We start from the raw sequence: 25,072 nt of genomic DNA on the forward strand, positions 1-25,072 counted from the left end.
CTGGCGCTGTTCATCGGCCAGGGCGGCCGGATGCTCACCGGCTCGGGCTGGGACCGCATCCGCTGGCGGGCGTGGAAGCGGATGAAGCAGTGGAGCGTGCACCATTCGGCCCCGGTACTCCCGCGGCGCTGCTGGGTCTTCCACGACACTCGGCACACGTTCGCCCTGCGGCTGCTGATCTTCCTGACCCGCGAGGCTCTCGGTGACGTCGATTCTGAGCAGACGCCGATGGCGACGTTGCTGGACCACATGGTCGGCAACCCCTTGCTGGTCGTCCAGCGTCGGCTCGGCCATGCCCATCCCTCCACCACTTACCGCTACATCCAGTACCTGAAGGACCCGATGCGGGAGGTCGACGCCGCGTTCCGTCGCTGGAGCGCGGCGGGCGGCGCCTCCTACGTGACGGTCGCCCGCCGCCTGATGAATCTGGAGCCCGCCGGTGCCACGCAGGGGTGAGTACAAAAGCGGGTTTCCCGGCCGAACGCCTCGGTCGGCCAAGGACACGCGTAACGGATTGCGGCAGGTGACCGGGCTCGATCCGCAAGACCGCCCGGTGACGGTCGCTTTAGATCCGCAGCTCACACCTGCGCCGGGCTAGCCGGCGAGCTCGCGGACGAGTGGGTCGAGCTGGCGGCGTCGGCGGGCTTCCGGGAGGGATCGTGCCGCACGTACCAGCACGCCATCAGCAGCTTCTGCACCCACGTCGACGCGACGGTCGCGGCGGCACAGGACGCCTCGCTGGCGCGGAAAGTGCCGGACCTGCACCACGCGGTGACGGAGTGGATCAGGCTGCTGCCGGCCGGCTACCAGGCAGGGTCGCGGCGCCCGTACGAGCTCGCAGGCCGGTTGAGGATGCTCATCGCGCGCCGGATCGCGCACCCGGACCGGCCGGTCGCCGGACACCTGGACGGCTGGGTGAAGGGCGCCGTAGGTCTGCGCCGCGGCCAAGGCGAGGAGGTCGACGAATTCACCCGGGCCGACAAGAAGAAGCTCATTCAGGCCGCCTGGGCGGACCGGCTCGCCACCGAGGCGAGGATCAGAACCGGATGGACGCTTGCGGCCGCTGGTTGCGATCCCGCCCATGGCGGTTGGATGGAGCCGCGCAACCTGCTGTGGGCCCTGGCAAACGACGCGTGGACCTGCGAGGACGTCGCGCGCCATGTGCCCGCACTGCCGCAGTGGCCGCCCGCGCTGCGCGAACTCGTCCCGGGCGACGTACTGCCGCATTTGGCGCGCGGGTACCTGCTGCGCCGCCTGGTGGGGATGCTGTTCCCCAGCGACATGGATCTGCACAGTTACCGGATCTTGCTGATGGCCGCCACCGGCAGGGCCTCCGAGGAAGTCGTCGCGCTCGACGAGGACGACCTGGAGTACGGCCCCCAGAGCGTGCTGATCGACTTCACGAAACGCCGTGCCCGCACCGTGCAGCGCCGCTCCTACGGTACGGACCCCGAGGAGGATCAACGTGACCTGCACCCGGCCGCGCCGCGGCTGGATGCCGTTGAGCTGACCCGTCGGATGCTGCAGCTGGCCCGCCCCTTGGCCGAGCGGGCCGACATCACCCCGGTCCCGCTGTTCCTGCGCGCATCCGTCGACCACTACGCGCTGACGATCCGGCGGTTCGTCGGAAGAGGCAGCGGTGCGGGGCTCGTGGACTGGCTGAGGGCGAAGAAGGTGACGGTCCAGGGCCCGGCCGATATCCGCCGGCTGCGTAAATCCGGGAAGGTCGAGAAGGCCATCGCGTTCAAGGGCCGCATCAGCGACATCGCCGATGACCACACCGCCGAGACTTTTCGTACCCACTACGCCCACGGTACGACCCTGCGCGTCATCTCCGGCCGCGTCATCACCGCCGCCCAGCGGCACTGGCTCGACAAGGCCCTGAACGGCCCTGTCGTGCTCAGTGCCTGTTTCTAAGCCCCGGTTCTGAGTAGCCTGGCGTCCTACGCTGGCCCGGTGTCCGAGGGCACCGGACAGGCCGGGGAGAGGACCTGCCAGGGCTGCGCAGAACGGCTGAGGCCGGATGCCCGACCCGGGGCGATGTTCTGCTCGTCGGCGTGTCGCGCCAGGCAGTGGCGGCGGGAACGCCGGTTGCGTAAGCGCCTGGCGGCCGTCCAGGCCGGTGTTGGCGAGGCTGAGTGCCCCGAGTGCGGGGCCCGGTGGGTGATCGGCGTCGACCGCCGCTCGGACGCTCTGTACTGCTCGGCGCGGTGCAAGGTGAGTGCCTGGAGGCACCGGAAGGAACCGTTCGGCGAACGGTCACAGTAATCAATGAGCGAACGCATGGTGAGCCCAACTCCGGTCACCATCCGGTCATTTGTGGTCAATCGTTGCGATCTTAGGATTTACAGACTGACTCTCGGTTCGGAAGCGGGCCTTGTCCCGTCATGGCCCCAAGCGCCGTGCCCCGGTCCGCCGTTGGTGGTGAAGCACACCATGACCGAGGAGAACGAGAAGGTCGGAAGCGTCAGCCAGTCCCGCTACGAGCAGATCGTGGCCGAATTGCGGGACGTGGTCGAACAACAGACGCGCGGGCAGTTCACGATCGGCGACCGGGCTCTGGAGATCGAGCCGATGCGGCAGAGGGGCGGTCCGGTCGGGGAGACGGAGTGGACGGTCGAGCAGTCGCTTGCCCGTCTGGCCGACGACATCGGGCTGAGCGTCGCCACGGTGAAGACCACGAGGTGGGTGGCCTCGCGCTGGCCGAAGGAACACCGGCAGCCCAAGATTGCCTCCTACACGGTCCATCGGTCGCTGGCGAACATCGAGGATGACGAGGAGCGGTTCGCGGCGATCGTGGTGCTGCCGGAGGGGAAGTCCCGGTGGACGGCGGACGACGCGAACCGGCGGGTGGGGCAGCGGGTCGAAACGCCCGTGACGCCGCAGGAAAAGGTCACCGCGATCCATTCGCTGGCCCAGGACGAGGAGGTCGCGGCGGCGGTGACCACTGACTTCCTCAAGCGTCCGCAGGTGGCGGCCAAAGTGTCGGCGGAGGACAAGGTCAAGGTGGTGGAGGAGTTCACCCGTGACGAGACGGTCGCAACAACCGCCGCGACCAGTCTGCTGCGCCGGCCGGACGTTGCGTTCAAGGCGATGAGCGACGACACCGCCCGCTTCCAGGTCAACCATGCCCAGAATGAGAGGAGCCGACAAGCCCGCGAGGACTTCGAAAGCACCAGTCCCGTCGCCCCGGCCGTCAGGCACATCGACCGGACCGTGGAGTTCCTGGACCTGGTTACCGCCTGCCACTCCTTCGTCGCCGCTGCCGGCCGAACCGTCCCCGGTCTGCGCGACCGGACGCTCAACGACGACGAACGCACGATCGTGCACGAGAACGTCGCCCGGGTTCGGGCCACCCTGGACTGGATCGAGACAGCTGTCGACACCGGCAAGGTCGACATGGACGACGAACTGGCCCGCATGCTGAAGGGCGAGTAGGTATGCCCCGGGCCTCGCGGCGGCGGGGCGATGCCGCCCGACGGCACGCGGATACCGTCCGGTTCGTGTTGTTCGAGGCCAGACCCGCCGGTCTGCTGTTCCCTCAGCTGGTACGCGCGAGCGATCTGTCCCCCAGTCAGGTGCGGTCCGGGCTTGCGGCCCTGATGGACCAGGCGACGGAGAAGGGCTGGCCGCCGCTGATCTGGACCAGAGCTGACGGCTACCAGCTCGGTGCTGAGCGGGCCGCCCTGGAAGCATACGAACGGGCCGTGATCAGGGAGAAGCTGACTGAGTTCCGCCGACTGATCACCGGCACCGTCGCCCCGCACGCCGCCGCCCACCCGGGCGACAAGTGGGTCAAGCACATCACCGCCCAGCTCAACTCCATCGAATCCACCCTCGACCTCATCAACAGCTCCTGACCGACCACCGCGGGGGCCGCCCGGACGGCGGCGGCCCTCCGCGGCACTGCGGAAAGCCAACTGCCATGCGTCGCCGCCGCTATCCCTCCGACACCACCAACGCCGAATGGGTCCTGATCGAACCCCTCCTGCCCACCCCGGCCTGCGACACCAGCCGCGGTGGCAGGCCGGAGAAGCACCCCCGGCGCGAGATCGTCGACGCGATCCGCTACGTCGTGGACACGGGCTGCAAGTGGCGGGCCCTACCTGCGGATTACCCGCCCTGGCGCACAGTTTGGGGCTTCATGGCCCGTTGGGCGGCCTGCGGAGTCATCGGGCAGATCCGTGACCATCTCTCGGGGCGGATCCGCCGCAACCTGGGCAAAGGGCCCCGAGCGGTGGCCACCGTGATCGACTCCCAGAGCGTGAAGGCCGCCGAGACCGTCTCCAAAGCCACCCGCGGCTACGACGCGGGCAAGAAAATCAACGGCCGCAAGCGCCACCTGGTCGTCGACACCCGAGGACTTCCACTGCTGGTCATGGTCACACCCGCCGACCTGCACGACTCCGCCGCGGCCAAGGAAGTCCTGTTCCGCCTCCGCCTCATGCACCCCGAGATCACGATCGTGTGGGCCGACTCCGCCTACGCCGGAAAGCTCGTCGACTGGGCAAAACACCACCTCAACCTCACCATCAAGCCCGTCAGCCGCCCCAAGGACGCCTCCGGCTTCGTCGTGCTGCCCCGCCGCTGGGTCGTCGAACGCAGTCTCGCGTGGATGATGCACGCACGCCGCCATGCCCGGGACTACGAACGGCTCGTCCAGCACTCCGAAACTCTGATCACCTGGGCAGCCATCACCCTCATGACCCGGCGCCTGGCACGGAAGGGCGCCACACCCAACTGGACAAGGAAGGTGGCGGAGCATTTCACCGTTGACGACAGGCAGCCTGCTTGAGGAGCCAGCTCTGTGCTGCTTGCAGGACCTCGTCCCGGTTGCGCGCCGCAGGGCGTGAGTCCCTGACGATCTGCGCGTCTGGAGGTATCGGCGCGTCATACGCACGGCCCGTCCGGTCCACGTCCTTGGCTTCCGTGAGGAGCAGCACAGCTCCGTCGGACAGGCGGTACGGCCTGTTTCCCGTGGGGACGCCGTTGGTCTGTTCGCCGAAAGACCTGGCGCCAGGACGTCCCCGGAAGGCCACCGTGACCGCCTCACCCGCACTGGCTGTTTGCCTGCCGGTCAGGACCGCAACCGGTTGGGTGCTCCCGGCGAGCGGTCGGCCATCGCCCCAGCCGACCAACTTGCCGTCTACGTATGGGCTGCCGTGCTTGATCGACCAGACTGACTCGTTGCCGTCGGCATCTACAAACGCGCCTACCTTGCCATCGCCCAGGATCGGACCTACGACGGCAAGCATCGGCCACATGTTGCCCCCGTTGGCCGAGCGTAGATCCACCACCCAGCCGCAGGTCTCAGTCGCCTGGGCCTTCGCCACGGTGTGTCGGCCCTGCCGCACGTACCGGTCGTAGGCCTCTTGAGACCCCAGAACACCAGGCAGGGAAATGTAGCTCACGCCGTTCTTCGAGGAACGGCCTTCCAGGCCCTCGAATTTGACCGCAGACGCTCCATAACGCTCCTTGGCCACATCCGGCCCCCAGAAAACACTGTGCCCGTCGCCCAGCGAATTCAGTGCCGAGGCGATCGCCCCGTGCGTGTCCGCCGACTCCTGCGCGCCGCGCGCCTGCGAGTACGCCCTGCTTCGCACGGCCGCCCAGTCAACCTTGTGACGGACAAGAGAGTGCTTCTCCATGATGTTCAGCGCCTTCGACAGGTAGGTCTGCGCACTGGGCGACATGTCGGTAGCCCCTGGATCGTGCGAACGACCCGTGCACCCCGTCGCGGTGACCGCTACTCCCATCAGGCCAGCGCAGGCCACTATGCGCAGTGAACGTATCCGCCGCATCCATCCCCCGAACAGGCTCTCGACTAACTGGCAACCCTAACCCTGACGATCAGCCACTGGCGCAGCATCCCGGATCAGAAACACGCACTCAGCGACGAGGACGAGCGGGCGCTGGCAGAACCGGGCGCCGCCCAGGCTCTTGGCCTGTCCGCCGAGGACGTCGAGCAACTGCGTTCCGGTGAACTGGACATGGGAGTCTCCAGTTGCCGGGATCCATTCGCCTCCCCATTCGGCCGCCCCGGCCAGCTGTGCCCGGTCGCTCCCACCCGATGCCTGGAGTGCCGCAACGCCTTCGTCCTACCCTCCAACCTCCCTCAACTGCTGTTGTTCGCGGCCCATCTCGAACAGCTCCAGCACCGCCTGTCCCCGACGCACTTCCATGCCCTATGGGGACAGAGCCGCGTCAACGTCCTCGAGGCCCTCGGCCTGCGCACGAGTGACGAGATCACTCGAGCCCGTCAACGCATCGCCGACGAAGGGCTGACCCTCACCCTTCCGCTCGCCACCCAGGTGGAGTTCGAATGACCGGCCGACAGCACCCCCTTGCCCCGCGGTCGAGCGTCTTCGCCGACGACGAGCCCGTCCTGCAGTCCCTGCCGCTACTGGCTGGCGCGTCATCGCCCAACTTCGGAGAGAACACCTGCTGGGACTTCAACGGTGTCCTGCGTCGCCCACGAGCCACCTGACGGGCCAGTGGAAGCTGCCGTTCACCGACCTCAGCCCGGGCCAGAACCTCCTCGCCCGGGAACTGGCGATGCTCGAGTTCAACCCGCGACATCCCGCCGTCCTCGCCGCAGGCGTGCATCTGCCGCCAACGCCGCGGAAGGTTCCCACCCAGCGGGCCCGCGGCCAGGTCCTGCGTGCACTTGCCGCGTTCGGCGCCGCCGAGCACCTGCCCGACGACTTCGCCCAGTGGGCGGTGGAGGACTTCCACCGCTACATCGCTGAGCGCCGCCGCACCACCGACGACACCGCCGTCCGCGCTCACATCACGGTGATCAAACTGCTGCACCAGTTCGCCCCTGTGCTCACCACTGGCCTGCCTGCGGACCCCTGGCCCGGTCAGACCGGTGCGAAAGTCCTGGGCTTGGTGCGGGAGTCGAAGCTACGCACCGCGGTGGTCGAGCCCCGGACGTGGTTCCCGCTCATCCGCGCGGCTTGGACGTACGTCGACGTCTTCGGCCCCGACATTCTGCGCGCCCGCGCGCACTGGAAGAACCTCCAGACCACGAGATTGCACCTGGGAGCCGCGCAGCAGCGCCGCCGGCTCGACGCGTGGCTTGCCGATCCTGCCAGCCGGGTCCCCGTCTGGCATCCTGCTGACCCGCTGCGCCACCCGCGCGCCACGACGCCGGTCAACTGGGCACTGCTGACCGCCGTGCTCGGCCTCGCCGGGTCGTCGAATCTTTTCGCCCCTGGTACGGCGGCGGGTCGCCTGGCCCGCGCAAGGGTGACCGAGTTGGTCGCCGCCGGCCACACGCAGCCCGGGCTCCTGCCCGACCTGACCGAGGTCGAACGCCCCGATGGAACCCGCGGCCCCTGGCGCCACTCACTGCACCCGCTCGCCCTGTGGATCGAGTACACCGCTCTGCGCAACGCGGCGTTTGTGCTGGTGGTCGGGCTGTCGATGATGCGGAACATCGAGGTCCGCGACATCCTCAAGGACTCGGTCGTCGAGTACTACGGCAGCCCTGCAGTGAAGGCGACCAAACACAAGCTGGACCCGGACCTGCCGATCCGGCACTGGTGGATCATCGAACCGGTGGCCAAAGCGATCGCCACGGCGGCCGAACTGTCGATCGATGACGAGTACGCCTTCGCGTCGGTACAAGCCAAGTCGCCCATCAACCACTTCGACAGCGGCGACGCGATCACCTGCTTCGTCCAGCACGTCAATGACAACCGACACGTCACCGGGCTTCCGCAGATCCCCGAACAGAAGCTGGCCCCGCACATGTTCCGTCGCACCATGGCGATGCTCACCCGGGATTTTCCCGGCTCGGAAATCGCCGTCGGGATGCAGCTCAAGCACGTCTCCACCCGGGCACTCGCGAACACCACCACCCAGGGCTACACCGAGCCCGCGCCCGCCTGGGCCGAGCACCTGCGGACCGCAATCAGCGAGCGACGCTTCGAGCGATTGGCCGAGCTCTTCGCCGCCGACGGCCGCGGCGAGCCCATCGGCGACGGACCGGGCGCCGACCGCCTGCGCGAGACCTTCGCCGCCATCCGGGCCAAGGCCGCCGAGATGAAGGCGACCAGCCAGGCGCAGCGCGGTGATCTCCGCGTTGAACTCGACCTCCTGCGCCGCACGCGACTGTCCGTCCGCTTCGGCAAGCTCAACCACTGCACCATGGACGACGCCAACCCGGTCGGTGCCAAATGTCTCGAGGATGCGATCGTCCCCGAAGGCCACCAAGGCCCGCTCATCGACCGCTGCCAGCCCTCCCGCTGCGCGAACAGCGTCATCGCCCCCGCTCACCTGCCTATCTGGACCGCGGAACGAGCCTCGCTCACCGACCTACTCACCACCCGCAAGCTCCCGCCCAACCGCCGAGCCTTGCTCACTGAACAGCTCCACGAAGTCGACCGCGTGGTACGAAAGGCACCCGATGCCCCCTCCAACGGTGTCCGCCAAGACTGAGCAGGCTCTGCGCGAGGCGATGGAGCGCCTGTTCACCGGCCAACCCACCCGCACCGACGGCAAGCTGACCAAGAACAACCTTTGGCGAGAGGCCGGCGTCAGCCGAGCCACGATGAACCGCGCGACCGCCGTCCTCGCGGAGTGGGACAACCGCCTCGGCCGAAGTCCCGCCAGCCTGCGCGACCAACATCAGCAGGAGGAAATCACCCGTCTCCGCCGACAGCTGAGAGGTAACCGGCAAGACCGACAACGCCTTCAGCAACAGGTTGACGCCGCAGCGACGGTCATCGCCACCCTTTTCGCGGAGAACGCTGCACTCCGCGAGCAACTCGCCAAACGCTCTGGCGTCGTCGTCCCACTGCCTCTCGCCCGTCGAGAGTGAGCCGAGGACATCCCCTGCGGGTGGGTGTGGTGTGTCTCATGAGACACGTATCAGCCTGGAGAACCCGGGCTGGTGTGGCCGAGTTTGGTGAGGTCGGCGGCGCGCTGCCCTGGGGGCTGGAGGTCGGCCCACGGGTGGAGGGTCGCGCCGGTCTCGTGGGTGATGGTGCGGTGCGGCTCGGTGCGCGGGGCCGGTGGGACGTCGGCGCCGGCGCCGAGGAGGCGCTGGACGGCTTCGGGCCCGTGGTCGCGGCGGGTGGCGGCGAGTTGCTCGAGGTCCCAGACCATCGAGCCGGTGACGGTGTTGCGTTCGCCGCGGCGCTGGACGTTGCCGCGGACGAGGAGCAGTCCTCTGTGGAAGATCGTGTGCGCGCACGCCTCGTGGCTGTCTTCGAAGAAGGCCAGGTCGACCAGGCCAGAGCGGTCTTCGAGGGTGACGAAGATGATCCGTTTCCCGGAGCGGATGGGCGGGGTCTGGGTGGAGGCGCGGACGCCGGCGACGAGGACCTGCTGGCCGGGGCGCAGTCGCTTCAAGTGGGCGGCGTCGGTGGCGCCGAGTTCGCGCAGCAGCTGATGGTGGTGGTCCATCAGGTGGCGGCTGACGTCGACGCCAAGGATGTGCAGTTCCGCGTTGAGGGCTTCGCGGCTGGTCATTTCCGGCAGGCCGGAGGGGGTGCTGGTGTGCTGGTCGTCGAGGGCCATGGGGAGTTGTCCGTCGCCGAGGGGGCGGCCGCGGTACTGGCGGTGCAGTTCGGTGATCTGTAGGAGCAGGTCGCGGCGGGTGAGGTTGCCGCGCAGGCTGTCGAGGACGCCGGCCTGGGCGAGGCGTTCGGCCGTGGGCCGGTTGGGGCGGGCGCGCTGCCACAGGTCGGACAGGGATGCGTAGGGCTGGCCGGCTGCGATGCGCTCGGCCTCGTCGGTGTGGATGCCGCGGACGCCGGAGAGGGCGAGGCGGACGGCCCAGGTGCCGTCGGGGGCGTGCTCGACGGTGTAGGTGGTCTTGGAGTGGTTGACGTCGGCGGGCAGGACGGTGACGCCGCGGCGGCGAGCGTCTTGGATCAGAACCCGCTTGGGCCACATGCCGGGGTCGTGTTCGAGGAGGCCGGCCAGCAGGAAGGCCGGGTAGTGGGCTTTGAGCCAGGCGGACTGCAGGGCGGGGACGGCGAAGGCGACGGCGTGTGCCCGGCAGAAGCCGTAGGCCCCGAACGCTTCGATGATGTTCCAGACGTGAGTGAGGACGTCGGGTGTAGCCGCGGGCGGCCGCGGTGCGGTGGAACCAGTCCCGCAGGCGGGGCAGTCGGTCGGGGTCGGCGAGGACGCGTCGGGCGACTTCGGCCAGGGCGCGGTCGCAGCCGGTGAGCGTGGCGATGATCTCGATGATTTGTTCGTGCCAGATGACGACTCCGTACGTATCGGCGAGTACCGGCTCGAGGTCGGGGTGCGGGTAGGTGGGGGTGGCGCCGTGGCGGGCGGCGATGTACTGCTCGGGCATGCCGCCGGCGACCGGGCCCGGGCGGAAGAGGCTGATGTCGGCGATGACGTCGGCGACGTTGCGCGGCTGCAGTCTCGACAGAAGATCTTGCTGGCCGGGCGACTCGAGTTGAAACAAGCCCAGCGTCTGTGCGTCCTGGATGAGCTTGAACGCGAAGTGGTCGTCGAGGGGGACCTGTTGGGGGTGTTCGGGGCCTCCAGGGGCGCCGACGACGACGGGTTCGGGGAAGTGGGGACGGCCCAGGCCGAGGTCCTCGACGGGGTCGACGGTGCAGGCGTCGGCCGTGGCGGTGGTGTCGGCCAGTAGGCGGGCCGCGCGGTCGTCACCGTGGCCGGCGGCCGCGGCGATCCGCCGAGCGATCTCGCCCATGGCGGCCGGGGGCTTCAGCCAGCGCTCGCCGGAGTCGAGGTGGCGGCGGTCGATGGGGCGCAGCAGGCGGGCGGCGTCCAGGACGTCGGCGAGGCGGTGCTGGTCGGCGTCGGCGTAGCGGACGGCGTTGGTCAGCACGGCGGGGATGCCCAGTTGGTCGGCGAGGGTGAGGGTGCGGGCGGCCAGGCGCAGTGAGCCGGGGCCGGTGCCGGCGGCCGGTTGTCCGCGGCGACTCGGTCCCGGCTGGATGACCTGATCGCCGAGGACACCGACGCGAGCGAGGACAGCACGGGAGGCGGGGGCACGTTCTTCACCGAGCTGAAGGCCGATCCGGGCGCGCTGGGGCTGGATAGCCTCCTGGCGGAGGTGAACAAGCTCCAGCGGGTCCGCGCGCTGGAGCTGCCGCCGGATCTGTTCGGGGACGTGTCGGAAAAGCTGGTGGCCGCCTGGCGGGCACGGGCGTCAAAGGAGTACCCCTCAGACCTGCGGGCGGCGGCCGACCCGGTGCGCTACACGCTGCTGTCCACGCTGTGCCATGTGCGGGAGACGGAGATCACCGACTCGCTGGTGGAGCTGTTCATCCAGCTCGTGCAGAAGATCAACACACGGGCGGAGAGGAAGGTCGAGGGCGAGTTCAACAAGGAGATGAAGCGGGTCCGCGGCAAGGAGGGCATCTTGCTGCGGCTGGCGGAGGCGGCGGTCGCCGAGCCGGGCGGCACGGTCCGCAAGGTGATCTATCCGGTGGCCGGGGAGTCCACGCTGAAGGCCCTCGCCGCGGAGGCCGCGGCGAACGAGGCCCGCTACCGAGCCCGGGTGCGGACGGTGCTGCGCTCGTCGTACTCGGGCCATTGGCGGCGGATGCTCTCGCCGCTGCTGAACGCGCTGGAGCTGAAGTGCAACAACACCGCCTACCGGCCGGTGATGGACGCCATCGACCTGCTCAAGCGGTACCTGGACCAGCCCAGCGCTAAAGAGGGTGCGTTCTTCGACGAGGCGGAGAAGATCCCGCTGGCGGGGGTGGTGCGCGATGAGTGGCGCAAGGCGGTGGTGGACGAGCGCGGCCGGGTCGAGCGCATCCCATACGAGCTGTGCGTGCTCGTGGCGCTGCGGGACGCGCTGCGGCGGCGGGAGATCTGGGTTTCGGGCGCAAACCGGTGGCAGAACCCGGAGGACGATCTGCCACCGGACTTCGAGGACAACCGCGACGTGCACTACGACGCGATCCGTCAGCCGCAGGACCCGGAGAAGTTCATCGAGGCCCTTCAGAAGCGGCTACGCGAGGCCCTGACCCGCTTCGACACGGCGCTGGAGCTGGGCACCACGGGCGGGGTGGACATCGTCCGCCGACACGGCGAGCCGTGGATCAAGGTCTCGCCGCTGGGCAAGCAGGAGGAACCGGATAACCTGGTCGCGCTGAAGACGGAGATCGAACGCCGCTGGGGCACCATCGACCTGATCGACATCCTCAAGGAAGCCGAGTTCGCCACCGGCTTCACCGGCGAATTCACCTCGGTCGCCACACGCGAGGCGGTACCGAAGGCGGTGCTGCGCCGCCGGCTACTGCTGGTGCTGTTCGCCTTGGGTACGAACATGGGCATCAAGCGGGTCGCGGTCACCGGCAAGCACGGCGAGAGCGAGGCCGTCCTGCGCCGAGTGCGGCACCTGTTCGTCAACCGGACCAACCTGCGCGCGGCGCTGGTGCGGCTGGTCAACGCCACCTTCGCCGCCCGCGATGCGGCGTGGTGGGGCGAGGGCACCGCCTGCGCGAGCGACTCCAAGAAGTTCGGCTCCTGGTCCAGCAACTTCATGACCGAGTGGCACCAGCGGTACCGCGGGCCCGGGGTGATGATCTACTGGCACGTCGAGAGGAAGTCGCTGTGCGTCTACAGCCAGCTCAAGTCCTGCTCGGCCTCCGAGGTCGCCGCGATGATCGAGGGGGTGCTGCGGCACTGCACGGACGTGGAGATCGACCGGCAGTACACCGACACGCACGGCGCCTCCATCGTCGGGTTCGCCTTCGCCCACATGCTCGGCTTCAACCTGCTCCCGAGGCTGAAGAACGTCGGATCGGCTCGGCTGTACCGGCCGGCGGCCGGCGAGGACGACACCTGGTCGAACCTGGCGCCGGTGCTGTCGACCAAGACGATCGACTGGGATCTGATCCGCCAGCAGTACGACCAGATCGTGAAGTACACCACCGCCCTGCGCCTGGGCACCGCCGAGGCCGAGCAGGTCCTGCGGCGCTTCACCCGCGGCGGGCCCAAGCACCCCACCTACCGGGCGATCGAGGAACTCGGGCGGGCGGCCCGTACTGCGTTCATCTGCGACTACCTCGCGGATGCCGGCCTGCGCCGTGAGATCAACGACGGGCTCCAGGTCGTGGAGAACTGGAACTCCGCCAACCACGACCTGTTCTACGGCAAGGACGGTGACCTGACCGGCTCCGACAAGGAGAGTCAGGAAGTCTCGATGCTCGCCCTGCACCTGCTCCAGTCCGCGTTGGTGCACGTCAACACCCTGCTGCTGCAGAACATCCTGAGCGAGGAGAAGTGGCAGGAGCGGCTCACCGACGCCGACCGGCGGGCCCTCTCCCCGCTGTTCTGGACGCATGTGAACCCCTACGGCCGGTTCGAGCTTGACATGAACTCCCAACTCACCCTCGCCGCCACGGCGGCCACGGTGCCTGGTCCCCGATCCCCGTCCGAGGCGGAAACCGCACAGTCGGCGGCGGGCGGTGCGGCCGCGTCGGCATCCTGAAGACCCGCAGGCCCGGCGTCGCCGGCGGGCGCCTGATTCGTTGACCGGGGCAAGGCGCCGGGCCGCGGGTTGAGAAGGGGACGGGCATGGCGACCGCCGGGCTCCAGACGTCAAGTACATCGGCGGCTGCCAAGCCACATCAGAAGCGGTGGTGCCCTTCGCAGCAGCCGTCTCGGATCATCTGATCCGAGACGGTGGCCCAGCCGCCGCGCGGTGCCGCGTGCGCTACGGAGTGCGAGAACGCTTGTTCCAGCACGGCCCGTTCATGCAGCCGACCGCCACGGACGGCTCCGCGGATCCGGATCAGCGAGTCGAAGTTCTCGAATGGATTGCCGTCGACGATGGTCAGGTCCGCCAGCTTGCCCGGTTCCACCGTACCGAGACGGTCGGCGACTCCGAAGACGCTTGCCGGGGCCCGGGTCACGGTGGTCAGGACCTCGGCCGGGGACATGCCGTATCGGTGCAGCGCTCGCATGGCCACGTGCAGGTGAAGCCCCACGGGAGACAGAGGCGCGTCGGTTCCCAGCAGCAGGCGGCCGCCGTCGTGTACGACCCGACGGTAGACGTCGACTTCCCGCTCCAGGACCGTCAGTTCGTCCGCAGTCGGTCGCCTGGCCGCGAGGCCTTCGACGACCGCGATGTCCCACGACGGCATCATCGTCGTGACACGGGCGTCGTCGGCCACCTCGGGATGCAGCCCGATCAGCGGCATCGCTGTGAACGGCGTGGCGATCAGGTGGAAGTCGCCCCTGGTGTAGATCTCCAAGGTGTCCTGATGGGTATGGCCTTCGGCGGTCGCGCCGTGACCGTATTCGGCGCGTTCGGTGGCCAGCAGGTGAGTGGTGAGGTCCTGTCCGGCCAGCAGGCCTTGGGCGCACAGGTGTCCACCGCTGAGCACTCCGAGGCGCTCGTGGGCATGACGTGCGGCCTCTTCCATCTGCGAGTAGGGGGATCGTACATATGTCTTGACGAAGTCCCAGTCCAGGGCGGCGGCCCGGGCCAGTGAGCGGATGAGACCCTCACGCGTGCGGTGCGCACGCCCCATGCTGTAGCCGACGCGGGAGCCGTCGAGCAACTCTCCAGTGGCCAACAGCCGCGGTGCGGCCAGCCGGCCCGCCGCGATGTCGTCCCGCAGTCGTGTCTGCTCGTACGCGAACCCGCCCAGGGACACCGTGGTGGTGATGCCGTACGCGAGCTGGAGTGCTCCCTGCCGGGCACCGTAGGTGTACTGCCACGGGTGAATGTGCGAATCCCACAGGCCGGGCAGCACCGTACCGTCCGAGGCGTCGACGTGACGGGCGGCCGGGCGGCCAGGGCGGTGAGGTTCGACCGCCGTCACGAGGCCCTTGCTGATGAGGATGTCGACGTCCGCGCGCGGTTCGGAGCCGGTCCCGTCCCAGAGGAGCCCGGCGTGCACCACGGTGTCGACGGGCGTCGGTCGCCGGTACGTCAGCGTGACCGGCACGGTTCGCGGAGCTCCGGACGGCGAGCCGGAGGCGTCGATGGTGAGCAACCGCAGTCGGCCATTGGACTGGTAGAGCAGCGTGCGCGAGTCCCCTGCCCACGATGGATGGTCGGCCGGCTCATCGGTCAGGGCCTGGGCGGGGCCGTTCGGTGCGCCGTCTGGGCCGACTGGCAGCAGCCACAGTGCGGATTCGCTGACGCAGGCCAGCCAGTGCCCGTCCGGCGACCACACCGGCCCTGATGCGTACCGGTCGGACAAGGAGACATGCGGAGCCAGGCCGTACAGTCGCGAGGCGCCGCTGTCCGTGTCCACGACGCGGATGAGGTTGAGGCCCTCGCGGAAACGGTTGTTGAGCCGGTTGCGGTCGCACAGGGAGAGGTACCGTCCGTCGGGTGACCAACTGGGGCGGCTCGGCAGCCCACCGCCTCCGAGGGGTGCCGCCAGAACTTTCTCCCCTCCGGCGGCGAGGTCCTTCACGACAAGGTTCCCTGCCATGTCCAGACAGGCCAGGCGTGTACCGTCCGGCGAGAGCGCCGCGTGCACTCGCCCATCAGGAGCGAGAACCGTCTCGCGGCCATCGTTCTGTTCACGGCGGCGTACGGTGTTGAGACCGTCCCGGTCATCCGTGAAGATCAGCGCGTGGCCGTCCGGGGACCATACCGGCCCTTGCACATAGGCAGTGGGGGAGCTCTCCATCACCTTGCGTGGTGTGCCACCGCGCACGCTCACCACCCACAGCGAGTTGAGCGCAGCAAAGGCAATGCTCTGGCCGTCCGGTGAGAGATGAGGAAGATGGACACCACGGACCGGGCGGGACTGCTCAGCCTCCAGCATGTACTCTTTGACTGCATACCGAGGCCGTTGCACTTCGAGGGTGGCGTTGAGCGGAATCTCCTCCCCGATATGGTCTCGGTGCGGCCGGATCATCCGAAACCGGCCCCCGACGGTGAGCAGCAGCCGCTCATCGTCGATCCACCGCGGCGGCGCGGGCGCGATCTCGCCGTCGAGCACCACCTCGCGACCCTCCGCGAACAACGCGATCGCTTCCGTCTTGGGTGGCCCGGGGATGCTGCGGAGCCAGGCAATGCGGCCTGCAGGGGAGATAGCGGGTGCAAGCAGGTTGCCGATGGTGGTCGTGTGCTCGGCGATCACCGGTCCGCCAGTGGCCGCGACGGACGCGATAGTGCGGGCAGTGAGGCCGGAAGCGGCGACTTCGGCGCGTACGAACAGTACCCGGGTGCCGTCGTGCGACCACACCGGATCGAAGTCCTCCCACACTCCGTCCAGGCCGGGCCCCTGCTGTTCCGGTACCCCTGTCAGCTGGCGCAGTACGCCGTCCGCCACGGACACGGCCCAGATGCGATACGGGCTGCCCGCGACCGGATCGCCGCCGCGCTCGGAGCAGAAAGCGATGGTGCGGCCGTCCGGGGACCAGGCAGGTGCCCGATCGTCGAAAGGCCCGTCGGTAAGCCGGCGCAGGCCGGAACCGTCTGCGTCCATCACCCAGATGCTGAAGGTCCCACCGCGGTAGGCGCTCATGGCGACCTTGCGGCCGTCCGGCGAGAAGGCCGGACGGCTGGGTTCGAGGTCCGGTGGCGTGAGCGGTGTGGCAGCCGTTCCGTCCCGGGGGACCGTCCAAAGGATGTTCTGCACCTCTGCGACGATCCGGTCCCCGCCGTGCGTCGCGGTGGCCATGCCGTTGGTGACGGAGGTGAACCGCAGCCGCACTGGCACTCCGTCAGCCGCGACGACCGGTGTGGGGGCAGGGCCAAGTGCCCGCGCGGGCGGTGAGGTGACCAGCGAGCCCGTTACGGCTGTGCCGGAGGCCGCCTTCAGGAATCGTCTGCGGGTTACAGGCGACACGATTTCTCAGCTCTCCTCGGAGTGAACGGTCCTGACCAGGCCGTGGTCGCGGTGTTCCTGTATGCGGCGACTGCTCCTCATGGGCGAAGACGGGCGTGAGGAGCCATTGGTGTCTTCTTGGCCGAAGATGACTGCTTACGAGCCGCAGCATGGCTGAGGCAGGATGTGCCGCATGACGGATCTGCTGTCCTTTCTCGGGCTGTGCCTGCTGATCACAATCACTCCGGGCCTGGATACCGCGGTCGTGATCCGGAGCGTTGTCAACGGCGGCCGAAACGCCGGTCTCCAGACCGCTGCAGGGTGCGCGGCCGGCCTGTTCGTGCACGCCGTTGCTGTCGCTCTTGGGCTTGCGGAGGTCCTTGTACGCAGCGCAACAGCCTTTGAACTGGTGAAGTTCTGCGGGGCCATGCTTCTGGTGATCTTGGGTGGGCGTTCACTCTGGGCCGCGTGGAAGGCGCGGGGGACAGCGGCTGATGTCGAGGCTGCCGGGGAGGCGAGGAAGTCGAGGGGAAGCACCCCGTTCCTGCAAGGCCTGTTCAGCAACCTGGGCAATCCGAAGGCCGCCTTGTTCTTCCTGGCCAGCCTGCCGCAGTTCATCCCTGACGACAGGCCGGGTGCCGCTGTTCCCGTGGCCTTGATGCTTGCTGGCATCGCCGTGATCTTCCAGCTGACAGGGCTGGGACTGACCGCCGTGGCGGCCAACCGCCTGCGGCGTGTCCTCAAGTCCCCGCGGATGCGTCGCGCCCAGGACACTGCCCTGGGCGCGACGCTGGTGGCGCTCGGCGTCCGGGTGGCACTCGAGTAGCCCTCACGCAGGACGCTTCGGAACCTCGGGCATCGGCAGGGGAGACACCGTGGCGGCCACCGGATCGCGTTCGATGGGCGAGAAGTCGTAGCGGTCGAGGGGATCGCGCTTCAGGTCGGTGATGCGTGAGTTGGAAAGCCGGATCTGCTCCCGGATCCGGTCGCTCACGAGATGCAGCGCAATGCTGTCCGCGAACGGCGCACCACGGTCGGTCACTTCGATTCGGGTGTCATTCGCGGAAACAAGCCCGCGATCGAGGAAGGGTGCAAGTTCCGCCCCGAAACGTTGCAGAGGGTCGACACCGTAACGTGTGCTGAACGCGCTACGGTCCACACCGCTGGAGCGGAGCGCGAACATAATGGTGCGACGCATCCGCTCGTCGAGATCGAGTCGCGCTCCACGCCAGACAGGAGGCCGGCCTTCCTCGATCGCTGACATGTAGCCGTCGAGGGTGCACTCGTTGTAGTACTGCGTATTGCCGACGTACCCGAATCCGGACACCCCGAAGGGCAGCAGGTTGATGTCCTCGATGGAGTCGTACTTGTCCTCTTGCTGACGCGAGTGACTGTCAGCCTTGGCGTAGTAGAACAGCGGGCCTCGACGAAAACCGAGACGTCGCATGATCGCCTCTGTGGCGAAGTGCATCAGAAGCCTTCCCCGGCTGTCGGGGAAGATCTCAGGGTTGGTGCGGTAGTGGGCCGAGATCGGGTCGGCCTGTTTGAACATCAGCGGGAAGATGTTGAATTTCTCTACGCCGGCTTCGACGAGCTCCCGGATTGAGGTGTACCAGTTCTCCATCGTTTGGTACGGCAGCCCGAAGATCAGGTCGACCGAGAGGTTGGTGGCGTTGCGGCTGGCCAGCAGTGCCCGTCTCAGCGACTCCGGCGTCGACCTGACGGGCAGCGTGACCGCCCAATGCCCAGCACACTCGCCGTCGCCGACCTCGATGAGACCGGCCAGGCCACCTACACCTCCTACGCCGACAGTGCCGCCGACTGGCAGTGGACCGACGAGGAACTCGCCGCCACCCAGCAGGACGACGCGGCCTGCCTGCACACCGGTTCCCTGGCACTGATACGCCAACCTGGCGGCAGTCGCATCGAGGACCACCTCGCCCATGCGCGTGAGCACGTCACCGTATCGATCGACCCCAACGTCCGACCTCTGCTCGTCCCGACCTCCGCCTACCGCGAACGGCTTCCCCGCTGGTGCGCCCTCGCCGACATCCTCCGCCTCAGCGAGGACGACCTCGCCCTGCTCCTCCCCGGCACCAGCCCCGAAGAGGCATGCGACACCTGGCACGCCGCCGGTGTCCGCCTCGTCGTCATCACCCTCGGCGGGCGCGGCGCCCTCGCCTCCCTCGACGGCACCCGCGTCACCGTCCCTTCCCCGGCCGTGAACGTCGTTGACACGATCGGCGCCGGGGATTCCTTCACTGCCGGACTACTGCACCGCCTCGCCGCCCTCGGACACCTCGGCGGCCGACTCGACGCACTGACCCTGCAAGACGTCACCAACGCCTGCATGTTCGCCGCCCGCGTTGCCGCCCTGACGTGCTCCGTCACCGGCGCAAACCCACCGCAGGCGGGCATAGCAGTACTCAAGAGCGGCGGCGATCGTTTCCTGCCACATGTCTGAACACGCATGTCGTACCCGCTGCCATGCTGCCGGTACGGCACCGGTTCCAGCGCGCCCGTCCGCCGTTATCGCGGCGGCGTCAGGCGCGCAACGTCGGCGGGGGAGAGGTCGGGGCGGGCACGGTGCAGGCGTGCGGGGTGGCGCCACCGGCCGGAGGCGTCGCGGGCGACATCGATGCCTACTTCCACCACCAGCTCGGGTTCCACCAGCGTGACGTCCAGCGTCTCCCGGCTGCCCCACCCGGCGGAGAACGACCAGCCTGTCCACGGATGACCGCGCCGGGCTGGAGCGAGTAGCGCGGCGACCGCGCTGCTCGCAGCCTGGGCGAGAGTGGTGGTGCGGCCGGTGTACTGCAGGCGGCCATCGTCGTCGTACCTGCCGAGCAGCAGACTGCTGGGCAAAGCAAGAGAACCGGTGATCGCACCGACGATCGCCTCGGTGGTCTCGCGCACCTGCTGGTGAAGAGGCAGTGTTCCAACTCTGCGCGATTCGGCGTGCGTGGGGCACCGGGTGACATCTGTCTCGCCCAGCATTGCCCCGGGGTGCTCCTACGCAGTGGCTGCCGTGAAGGGGCGGAAGTAGCGTGCTGCGACGTCGCTCTGTTGCTAGGCTCGGACGCATGATCACGCTTTCGCCTCAGCACTGGATGATGCCCCGTCGACGGGGCTGCTGAGAACGGACGCGTACCGAATCCGAGGCCCCGGGACGGGGCCTCGATTGTTGTGCGACCAGGCCTCGCTACCCGGTAGGAGGACCGATGACCGCACGACGCCGCTACATCACCACGACTATTCCGTACGTCAACGCCCGCCCGCACCTGGGCTTCGCCCTGGAGCTTGTCCAAGCGGACACGTTGGCCCGTCACTATCGTCTACGGGGCGAGCGGGTCCGGCTGCTCAGCGGAACCGACGACAACTCTCTGAAGAACGTCCTGGCCGCCGAAGCGGCTGGTGTCGACGTGCAGTCGTTCGTCGACCGCAACGCCGACGCGTTCGCCGCATTGCGTGGTCCACTGTCGCTCTCATTCGACGACTTCATCCGCACCAGCAGCGACCCGCGTCACCGCGTCGGAGTCGAACGACTGTGGCGCCAGTGCGCCGCGTCTGGTGACCTGTATCGCAAGGAGTATGAAGGCCTGTACTGCGTTGGCTGCGAACAGTTCTACACCCCTGACGAACTGGTCGATGGACGGTGTGGCGAGCACGGCACCGAGCCTCAGCTCGTCGCGGAGGAGAACTGGTTCTTCCGGCTGTCCCGTTACGCCGACCGCCTCCATCAGCTGATTTCGAGCGGTGAACTGCGCATCGAGCCCGCCGCTCGCCGCAACGAGGTCCTCGCCCTCATCGAAGGCGGCCTGCACGACTTTTCTGTCTCCCGCTCTCACAATCGCGCCCGCGGCTGGGGCATCCCCGTGCCGGACGACCCGAGCCAGGTCGTCTATGTGTGGTGGGACGCCCTCGGCAACTACGTCACCAGTCTCGGATACGGCACTGGTGACAGCGCTTACGACCAGTGGTGGGCCACCAGCGAGCGCCGCGTCCACCTGGTCGGCAAGGGAGTGGTGCGCTTCCACGCCGTGTACTGGCCGGCCATGCTGCTGTCGGCTGGGCTCCCGCTGCCCACCGACATCCTGGTCCATGACTACCTCACCGTCGACGGCCGCAAGATCAGCAAGTCGGCCGGAACCAGCGTCGACCCGGCTGCGCTGGCCGCGACCTTTGGCACAGACGCGGTGCGCTGGTGGCTCCTGCGCGATGTACCCCGGGCCGGGGACGCCGACTTCACTCCCGACCGCTTGACCGCCCGCGCGGATGCGGATTTCGCCGGAGGACTGGGTAACCTCGTCCACCGCATCGTGACCATGGTTCACCGCTTTCGTGGCGGAGTCATCCCCGCCTCTGCGCCTGACAATTCCAGTGGGCTGGCGCTGGTGGGCGTTTACCGGAAGGCACCCGGCCTCGTCGATGCCGCCTTGGCCGACTTCGACTTCCGGCGTGCCACCCGTGCGGTCTGGCACATCGTGGAGGAAGCCAATCGATGCATTGACGCCACCAGGCCATGGGAACTGGCTCGGCAAGAGCGGAAGGGCGACGGTGAAGCACTGAAGCGGCTCGACACCGTCCTCGCCACGCTGGTCGCCGCATGTCGTGTGCTGGCCGATGAACTGCGCCCTTTTATCCCAGATGCCGCGACGCGGATTACCGAACGGCTGACACCGGTCGAGGGGCGTCTACCCGCGGCAGAGCCGCTGTTCCCTCGCATTCAGGAGGACACACAGCCAGCGTGACGTCCGGTGCTCCATGCCTCTGGTCGCCCTCCTTTCGATCTCGGTGCAGTTTCGGGAGCGGGGCGCCCAGGGCGCCGGGCAGACCAAGGGCCAGTTTCGCCACTCGTACGACGACCGCCGCCGCCCGCAACACGGCCTTGTTCGGCATCCACACAAGACCGCAACTCAGTTGCGGCGATGCCCCAGGAAGGCGCTGTCACGTTGTTGGGCGGGTAGGTGTCTGATGGTGCGTCGTGGTGTGGTGGAGCCCGGTTCCGGGTTGTGCTCAGGCCGTGGTGGAGGGGCCGGCGGCGCCGGTGATCTGCTCCCAGATTGCGAAGCGGACGATCATTTCGGCTCGGTAGTTGTGTGCGGACAGCCGGTGGCGGTGGGGCCGGAAGTGGGGTGAGATGCCGCTGAACGCGGACAGGAACCGCTGGGCTGCGCCGGTGCCGCGGAAGCCTTTCATCGCCCGTTCGCGCTGCCTGGTGGGCTGGTGGCTGTTCTCCGCCCGGTTGTTCAGGTACTTCGACTGGCGGTGCTCGACGGAGGGCATGACCTCGCGGTGGGCCGCGCTGTAGGAGCGGAGCTTGTCGGTGACGATCACCCGCGGCCCCGCACCGGTCCTCTTCAAAAGTCTGCGGAAGAAGCGTCTGGCCGCGGCCTTGTCCCGCCGATCCTGCACCAGGATGTCCAGGACCTTGCCGTCCTGGTCGACGCCCCGCCACAGGTACTTCTGCTCCCCGTTGATCTTGATGAAGACCTCGTCCAGGTGCCACTTGTTACCAGGCCGGGGCCGCCGGCGGCGCAGCGCGCTCGCGTACCGCTGTCCGAACTTGGCGCACCAGCGGCGCACCGTCTCGTAGGAGACGACGATTCCGCGCTCGAGCATCAGCTCCTCGACCTCGCGGAAACTGAGAGGGAAGCGGTGGTACAGCCACACACAGTGGGAGATGACCTCGACCGGATACCGGTGCCCCTTGTACGACAGCGACGTGCTCCCCACCAACGACCTTTCCAGTCTTATCAACCAGAAGATCATCCCACGGGTCAGCCAACGTGACAGTGCCCTCAGAGCGCGTACCGAGCCCCGTCATTGTCGGTCGTGTCGTCGTTCGTGCGGCCGCCGGCTCCCAGGGGGCGGCGGGAGCGGGGGGTCGTGGCCGGGTTGGTTCCAAGTACTCCTCGCTCGCGGAGTTGAACGAGATCGGGGAGGCGAACGCCGGGCAGTGCGTCGATCAGGTCGGCCTGAGCGGCGCGGATGTTGTGTGCGTCCTGGGGGCCGGAGCCAAGGGTGCGGCGGGCTGTCACTCGGTCATCGTACGGGCGCTGCTACCGCTTTCTCCGACGTGAAGCAGAGCTACCCGCGCAACGTCGGAGAGCCTCCGCATGGGCGCATCCCTGCCTCTCCTAGCCCAGCTCCTCAGGCACAAATGCCCGCACTGGCGTGTGATTGAAGCGACCATCTCTCGACCTGAAGGGGAAGATCGCCATGGGTGTCCGTACCCCGATCACCGCTACTGTCATCGCTACCTGTGCCGTCCTTGGTGGTGCCGGCGTCGCAGCAGCCCAGCCCGACCCAGTTTCGCCCGCACCGCCCATCATCAGCATCCCTGTGATGTCCCCGATCGACTTCGCTGATTCATTCATCTCCGGGGAGGCTGGCCGCTGGACAGGAGGGGTGGTGCAGAACCCCACAATCACGGGTGCTGCGACCTTCCCCAGCGAGGGGAGCGTTGGGTACAGCACGGGTGCTGACATCACAGCCGCGGGTTGAGGGGCACGCCGGTCACTGGTGGTCTCGGCGCCTGCACTCGAAGTCCTACCCAGGGGCCCGGGGATCCCCGGCCCCTGCGGTCGTTTCCGCAGGTCGGCATACGACGGTCGGGGCGTCACGCCCGATTCGACCTAGCTACCGGCCGGTTAGTTGTTCCCTGGTGTCCGGGCTGGTAGTCGGGGGCCCAGCAGCCATGCCTGTCGGGTCTCTTTCCTGCGCTGTGCCGATCCGACGCTATGCCTCGGGGATGGGGGATCGCCGAGGTGAGCCCAGAAACCGCCAATAGTTGATCTTGGAAGCGTCAGCGCTTCCGGCGGGCGGCGGGGTCGCGTTCGGCGACGTGTCGGGCGACGGCGTCGACGCCGGGGCGGGCGTACCGCTCCAGGGAGCGGACGGAGGCATGGCGGGACCGGGCCAGCAGCATCGGGGTGGAAGTGCCGCCCTCCGCGTCGTGCGTGAGCGCGGAGTGCTGCAGCCGGTGCAGGGTCCAGCCGTCCAGGTCCTCGATGTCGTCCGGGGAGGCGAGGGGGTTGGCCAGCAGCCGGGTGCTCTCCTCGAAGATCTCCTCGGCCCGGCGATAGGAGAGCCGGCCCCGGCCGGTCTCCGGGCACATGTCAAGCGTCGGCGTCCCGGCCGGGGCCTTGCGGTCGGTGAGGAACAGCGGACCGCGGGCGCGGCGGGCGATCAGTTGAGGCAGGAGCTGAGCGGTGCCGGACTGCCAGTGAATCCAGTCCATTGCACCGCCCTTGGCGGTGATCCTGCCGCGCTTGTCCTGCGGATACAGGTCTTCCACGTTCAGGCACAGCACCTCATCGGCCCGTGCGGCGCTTTCGTAGAGAAGCTTCCAGAACGTCCTCTCCCTGAGCCCGACGTCCAGGCGCCACAGGGCGGCGATCTGGTTCTCGGTCAGGGCCCTGGTGCGGTCCGGGGGTGCCAGCCGCCGCTCGATGCCGATCGTCTTCTACACCAGCGTGGAGAAGCGGCGCTGCACCCTCTGCGGCAAACAGCGCAAGCGCATCACCGAGAGTCGGTGAGCGGGCACGACAGCCTCGCCGCTTCACGCCTCCCACGCCGGCCAGATGCTCGACTTCAGTGCATCCAAGATCCACCGTTGGCTACGGCTCAGGCGGCTCCGCCCACCCGTGCCTCTCCAGCTTCGCAAGGAGGATCTGTGCCAGGGTATAGGCATGCTCATCATGTATTACGTCGGAGTCTGCCGGGTGGTGACGGTTCGAGCTGCGGTGCGCAGGGCGGTGACGGTGGGTTTGTCGCGGTCTTGGGTACGCCACGCGAGGGCGGTCCAGCAAGGGGTGAGGTCGGTGACGTCGGCGTAGGCGACGCCGTGGCGTTGGTAGAGCCAGCGGGAGGGTTCCGGGGGGAACTGGATGCCCTCGCCGAGGCCGATGGCGGTCAGGGCGGGCTCCCATTCGGTGGTCTGGTGGTTGGTGTAGCGGACGGGGGTGCCGTCGGGGCGGGGATCGACGGACCAAAAGTCCCGCCAGGCCTTGGGGATTCTGGGTGACCAGCCGACGACGGGCCGGTCGGCCAGTTGCTCCAAGCTCAGCGGTTCCTGGCTGGCGAGGGGGTCGCGGTCGTGCAGGCACACGACACGGTCCATCGTGGCCAGGCGATGCGCCTGTACTCCCGGTGGCACGGGCGGGAAGACGAACGCCACGTCGACATCGCCAGCGAGGAGGGCCTCAGCCCAGTCAGCGAACCCCATGCGCAGCACCTCGATCGTCAGGCCAGGCTGTGTCGCCTGGAGTTCGTCGAAGATCTCCGGTATCGGCGGTATGGACGTCGTGGCCTCTAAG

The 25,072-nt window shown here is 68.2% G+C and carries 17 protein-coding genes and 3 pseudogenes; 12 read left to right on the forward strand and 8 right to left on the reverse strand.

Translation table 11 applies throughout. The features are described from left to right. The 5 genes and pseudogenes from GTY47_RS22225 to GTY47_RS22245 all read left to right on the forward strand — a co-directional run. Nucleotides 1–456: pseudogene (locus tag GTY47_RS22225) on the forward strand (hypothetical protein); the annotation flags it as partial. Between the two features lie 294 nt (nucleotides 457–750). Further along, the gene (locus GTY47_RS22230) at nucleotides 751–1,917 is read left to right on the forward strand and encodes a hypothetical protein (protein WP_010047468.1); all 1,167 of its coding nucleotides are present in this window, start codon (nucleotides 751–753) and stop codon (nucleotides 1,915–1,917) included. Nucleotides 1,918–2,436: 519 nt separating this feature from the next. Further along, nucleotides 2,437–3,438, forward strand: a complete 1,002-nt coding sequence (locus tag GTY47_RS22235; RefSeq protein WP_010047469.1) for a DUF6192 family protein — start codon at nucleotides 2,437–2,439, stop codon at nucleotides 3,436–3,438. Nucleotides 3,439–3,440: 2 nt separating this feature from the next. Next, entirely contained in the window at nucleotides 3,441–3,860 is a 420-nt protein-coding gene (locus tag GTY47_RS22240) for a hypothetical protein (RefSeq protein WP_010047472.1), read from the forward strand. Nucleotides 3,861–3,925: 65 nt separating this feature from the next. Next, on the forward strand, nucleotides 3,926–4,795 hold the full coding sequence (locus GTY47_RS22245; RefSeq protein WP_010047474.1) for an IS5 family transposase: 870 nt from the start codon (nucleotides 3,926–3,928) through the stop codon (nucleotides 4,793–4,795). On the opposite strand, the gene GTY47_RS22250 is transcribed toward GTY47_RS22245, so the two are convergent. After that, the gene (locus GTY47_RS22250) at nucleotides 4,767–5,693 is read right to left on the reverse strand and encodes a S41 family peptidase (protein ID WP_010047476.1); all 927 of its coding nucleotides are present in this window, start codon (nucleotides 5,691–5,693) and stop codon (nucleotides 4,767–4,769) included. The genes GTY47_RS22245 and GTY47_RS22250 overlap by 29 nt on opposite strands. A gap of 432 nt (nucleotides 5,694–6,125) precedes the next feature. On the opposite strand from GTY47_RS22250, the gene GTY47_RS41130 reads away from it, so the two are divergent. The 3 genes from GTY47_RS41130 to GTY47_RS22265 all read left to right on the forward strand — a co-directional run bounded on the left by GTY47_RS41130 (nucleotide 6,126) and on the right by GTY47_RS22265 (nucleotide 8,827). Beyond that, the gene (locus tag GTY47_RS41130) at nucleotides 6,126–6,326 is read left to right on the forward strand and encodes a hypothetical protein (RefSeq protein WP_159399464.1); all 201 of its coding nucleotides are present in this window, start codon (nucleotides 6,126–6,128) and stop codon (nucleotides 6,324–6,326) included. Nucleotides 6,327–6,555: 229 nt separating this feature from the next. Further along, complete coding sequence (locus GTY47_RS41135) at nucleotides 6,556–8,445, forward strand: hypothetical protein (RefSeq protein ID WP_010047481.1); 1,890 nt, start codon at nucleotides 6,556–6,558, stop codon at nucleotides 8,443–8,445. Beyond that, entirely contained in the window at nucleotides 8,429–8,827 is a 399-nt protein-coding gene (locus GTY47_RS22265; protein ID WP_010047484.1) for a hypothetical protein, read from the forward strand. The genes GTY47_RS41135 and GTY47_RS22265 overlap by 17 nt, the downstream gene beginning before the upstream one ends. Nucleotides 8,828–8,877: 50 nt before the next feature. On the opposite strand, the pseudogene GTY47_RS22270 reads toward GTY47_RS22265, so the two are convergent. Further along, nucleotides 8,878–10,936 (reverse strand): annotated as a pseudogene (locus GTY47_RS22270) (OB-fold nucleic acid binding domain-containing protein). Here GTY47_RS22270 and GTY47_RS22275 point away from each other — a divergent pair. After that, nucleotides 10,907–13,444, forward strand: a complete 2,538-nt coding sequence (locus GTY47_RS22275) for a Tn3 family transposase (protein WP_010047492.1) — start codon at nucleotides 10,907–10,909, stop codon at nucleotides 13,442–13,444. The pseudogene GTY47_RS22270 and the gene GTY47_RS22275 overlap by 30 nt on opposite strands. Nucleotides 13,445–13,583: 139 nt before the next feature. Here GTY47_RS22275 and GTY47_RS22280 read toward each other — a convergent pair whose 3' ends face one another. Continuing rightward, entirely contained in the window at nucleotides 13,584–16,772 is a 3,189-nt protein-coding gene (locus tag GTY47_RS22280; RefSeq protein WP_029181713.1) for an amidohydrolase family protein, read from the reverse strand. A gap of 172 nt (nucleotides 16,773–16,944) precedes the next feature. Here GTY47_RS22280 and GTY47_RS22285 point away from each other — a divergent pair, with 172 nt between their 5' ends. Continuing rightward, the gene (locus tag GTY47_RS22285) at nucleotides 16,945–17,577 is read left to right on the forward strand and encodes a LysE family translocator (protein WP_010047494.1); all 633 of its coding nucleotides are present in this window, start codon (nucleotides 16,945–16,947) and stop codon (nucleotides 17,575–17,577) included. 3 nt (nucleotides 17,578–17,580) lie between these two features. Here GTY47_RS22285 and GTY47_RS22290 read toward each other — a convergent pair whose 3' ends face one another. Beyond that, nucleotides 17,581–18,375, reverse strand: a complete 795-nt coding sequence (locus GTY47_RS22290; RefSeq protein WP_010047496.1) for a hypothetical protein — start codon at nucleotides 18,373–18,375, stop codon at nucleotides 17,581–17,583. A 67-nt stretch (nucleotides 18,376–18,442) separates the two neighbouring features. On the opposite strand from GTY47_RS22290, the pseudogene GTY47_RS22295 reads away from it, so the two are divergent. Continuing rightward, nucleotides 18,443–19,215: pseudogene (locus GTY47_RS22295) on the forward strand (carbohydrate kinase); the annotation flags it as partial. A 65-nt stretch (nucleotides 19,216–19,280) separates the two neighbouring features. Here GTY47_RS22295 and GTY47_RS22300 read toward each other — a convergent pair. Next, nucleotides 19,281–19,667 carry a hypothetical protein gene (locus GTY47_RS22300; protein WP_231911210.1) on the reverse strand — a complete coding sequence of 129 codons (387 nt, stop codon included), beginning with the start codon at nucleotides 19,665–19,667 and terminating at the stop codon, nucleotides 19,281–19,283. A gap of 305 nt (nucleotides 19,668–19,972) precedes the next feature. Here GTY47_RS22300 and GTY47_RS22305 point away from each other — a divergent pair, with 305 nt between their 5' ends. Beyond that, the gene (locus GTY47_RS22305; protein ID WP_010047501.1) at nucleotides 19,973–21,502 is read left to right on the forward strand and encodes a class I tRNA ligase family protein; all 1,530 of its coding nucleotides are present in this window, start codon (nucleotides 19,973–19,975) and stop codon (nucleotides 21,500–21,502) included. A gap of 265 nt (nucleotides 21,503–21,767) precedes the next feature. On the opposite strand, the gene GTY47_RS22310 is transcribed toward GTY47_RS22305, so the two are convergent. The 3 genes from GTY47_RS22310 to GTY47_RS22320 form a co-directional block, all read right to left on the reverse strand. After that, nucleotides 21,768–22,523: an IS6 family transposase gene (locus GTY47_RS22310; protein WP_173937346.1), complete on the reverse strand. Its 756-nt coding sequence runs from the start codon at nucleotides 22,521–22,523 to the stop codon at nucleotides 21,768–21,770. Between the two features lie 1,036 nt (nucleotides 22,524–23,559). Further along, nucleotides 23,560–24,213, reverse strand: a complete 654-nt coding sequence (locus GTY47_RS22315; RefSeq protein ID WP_029181715.1) for a site-specific integrase — start codon at nucleotides 24,211–24,213, stop codon at nucleotides 23,560–23,562. 246 nt (nucleotides 24,214–24,459) lie between these two features. After that, nucleotides 24,460–25,072, reverse strand: a 613-nt coding sequence (locus tag GTY47_RS22320; RefSeq protein WP_010047507.1) for a LysR family substrate-binding domain-containing protein, incomplete at its 5' end; no start/stop codon positions are given.

This window comes from Streptomyces sp. SID5464 (assembly GCF_009862985.1).
In the GTDB taxonomy this organism is placed as follows: Bacteria; Actinomycetota; Actinomycetes; order Streptomycetales; family Streptomycetaceae; genus Streptomyces; species Streptomyces chartreusis_D.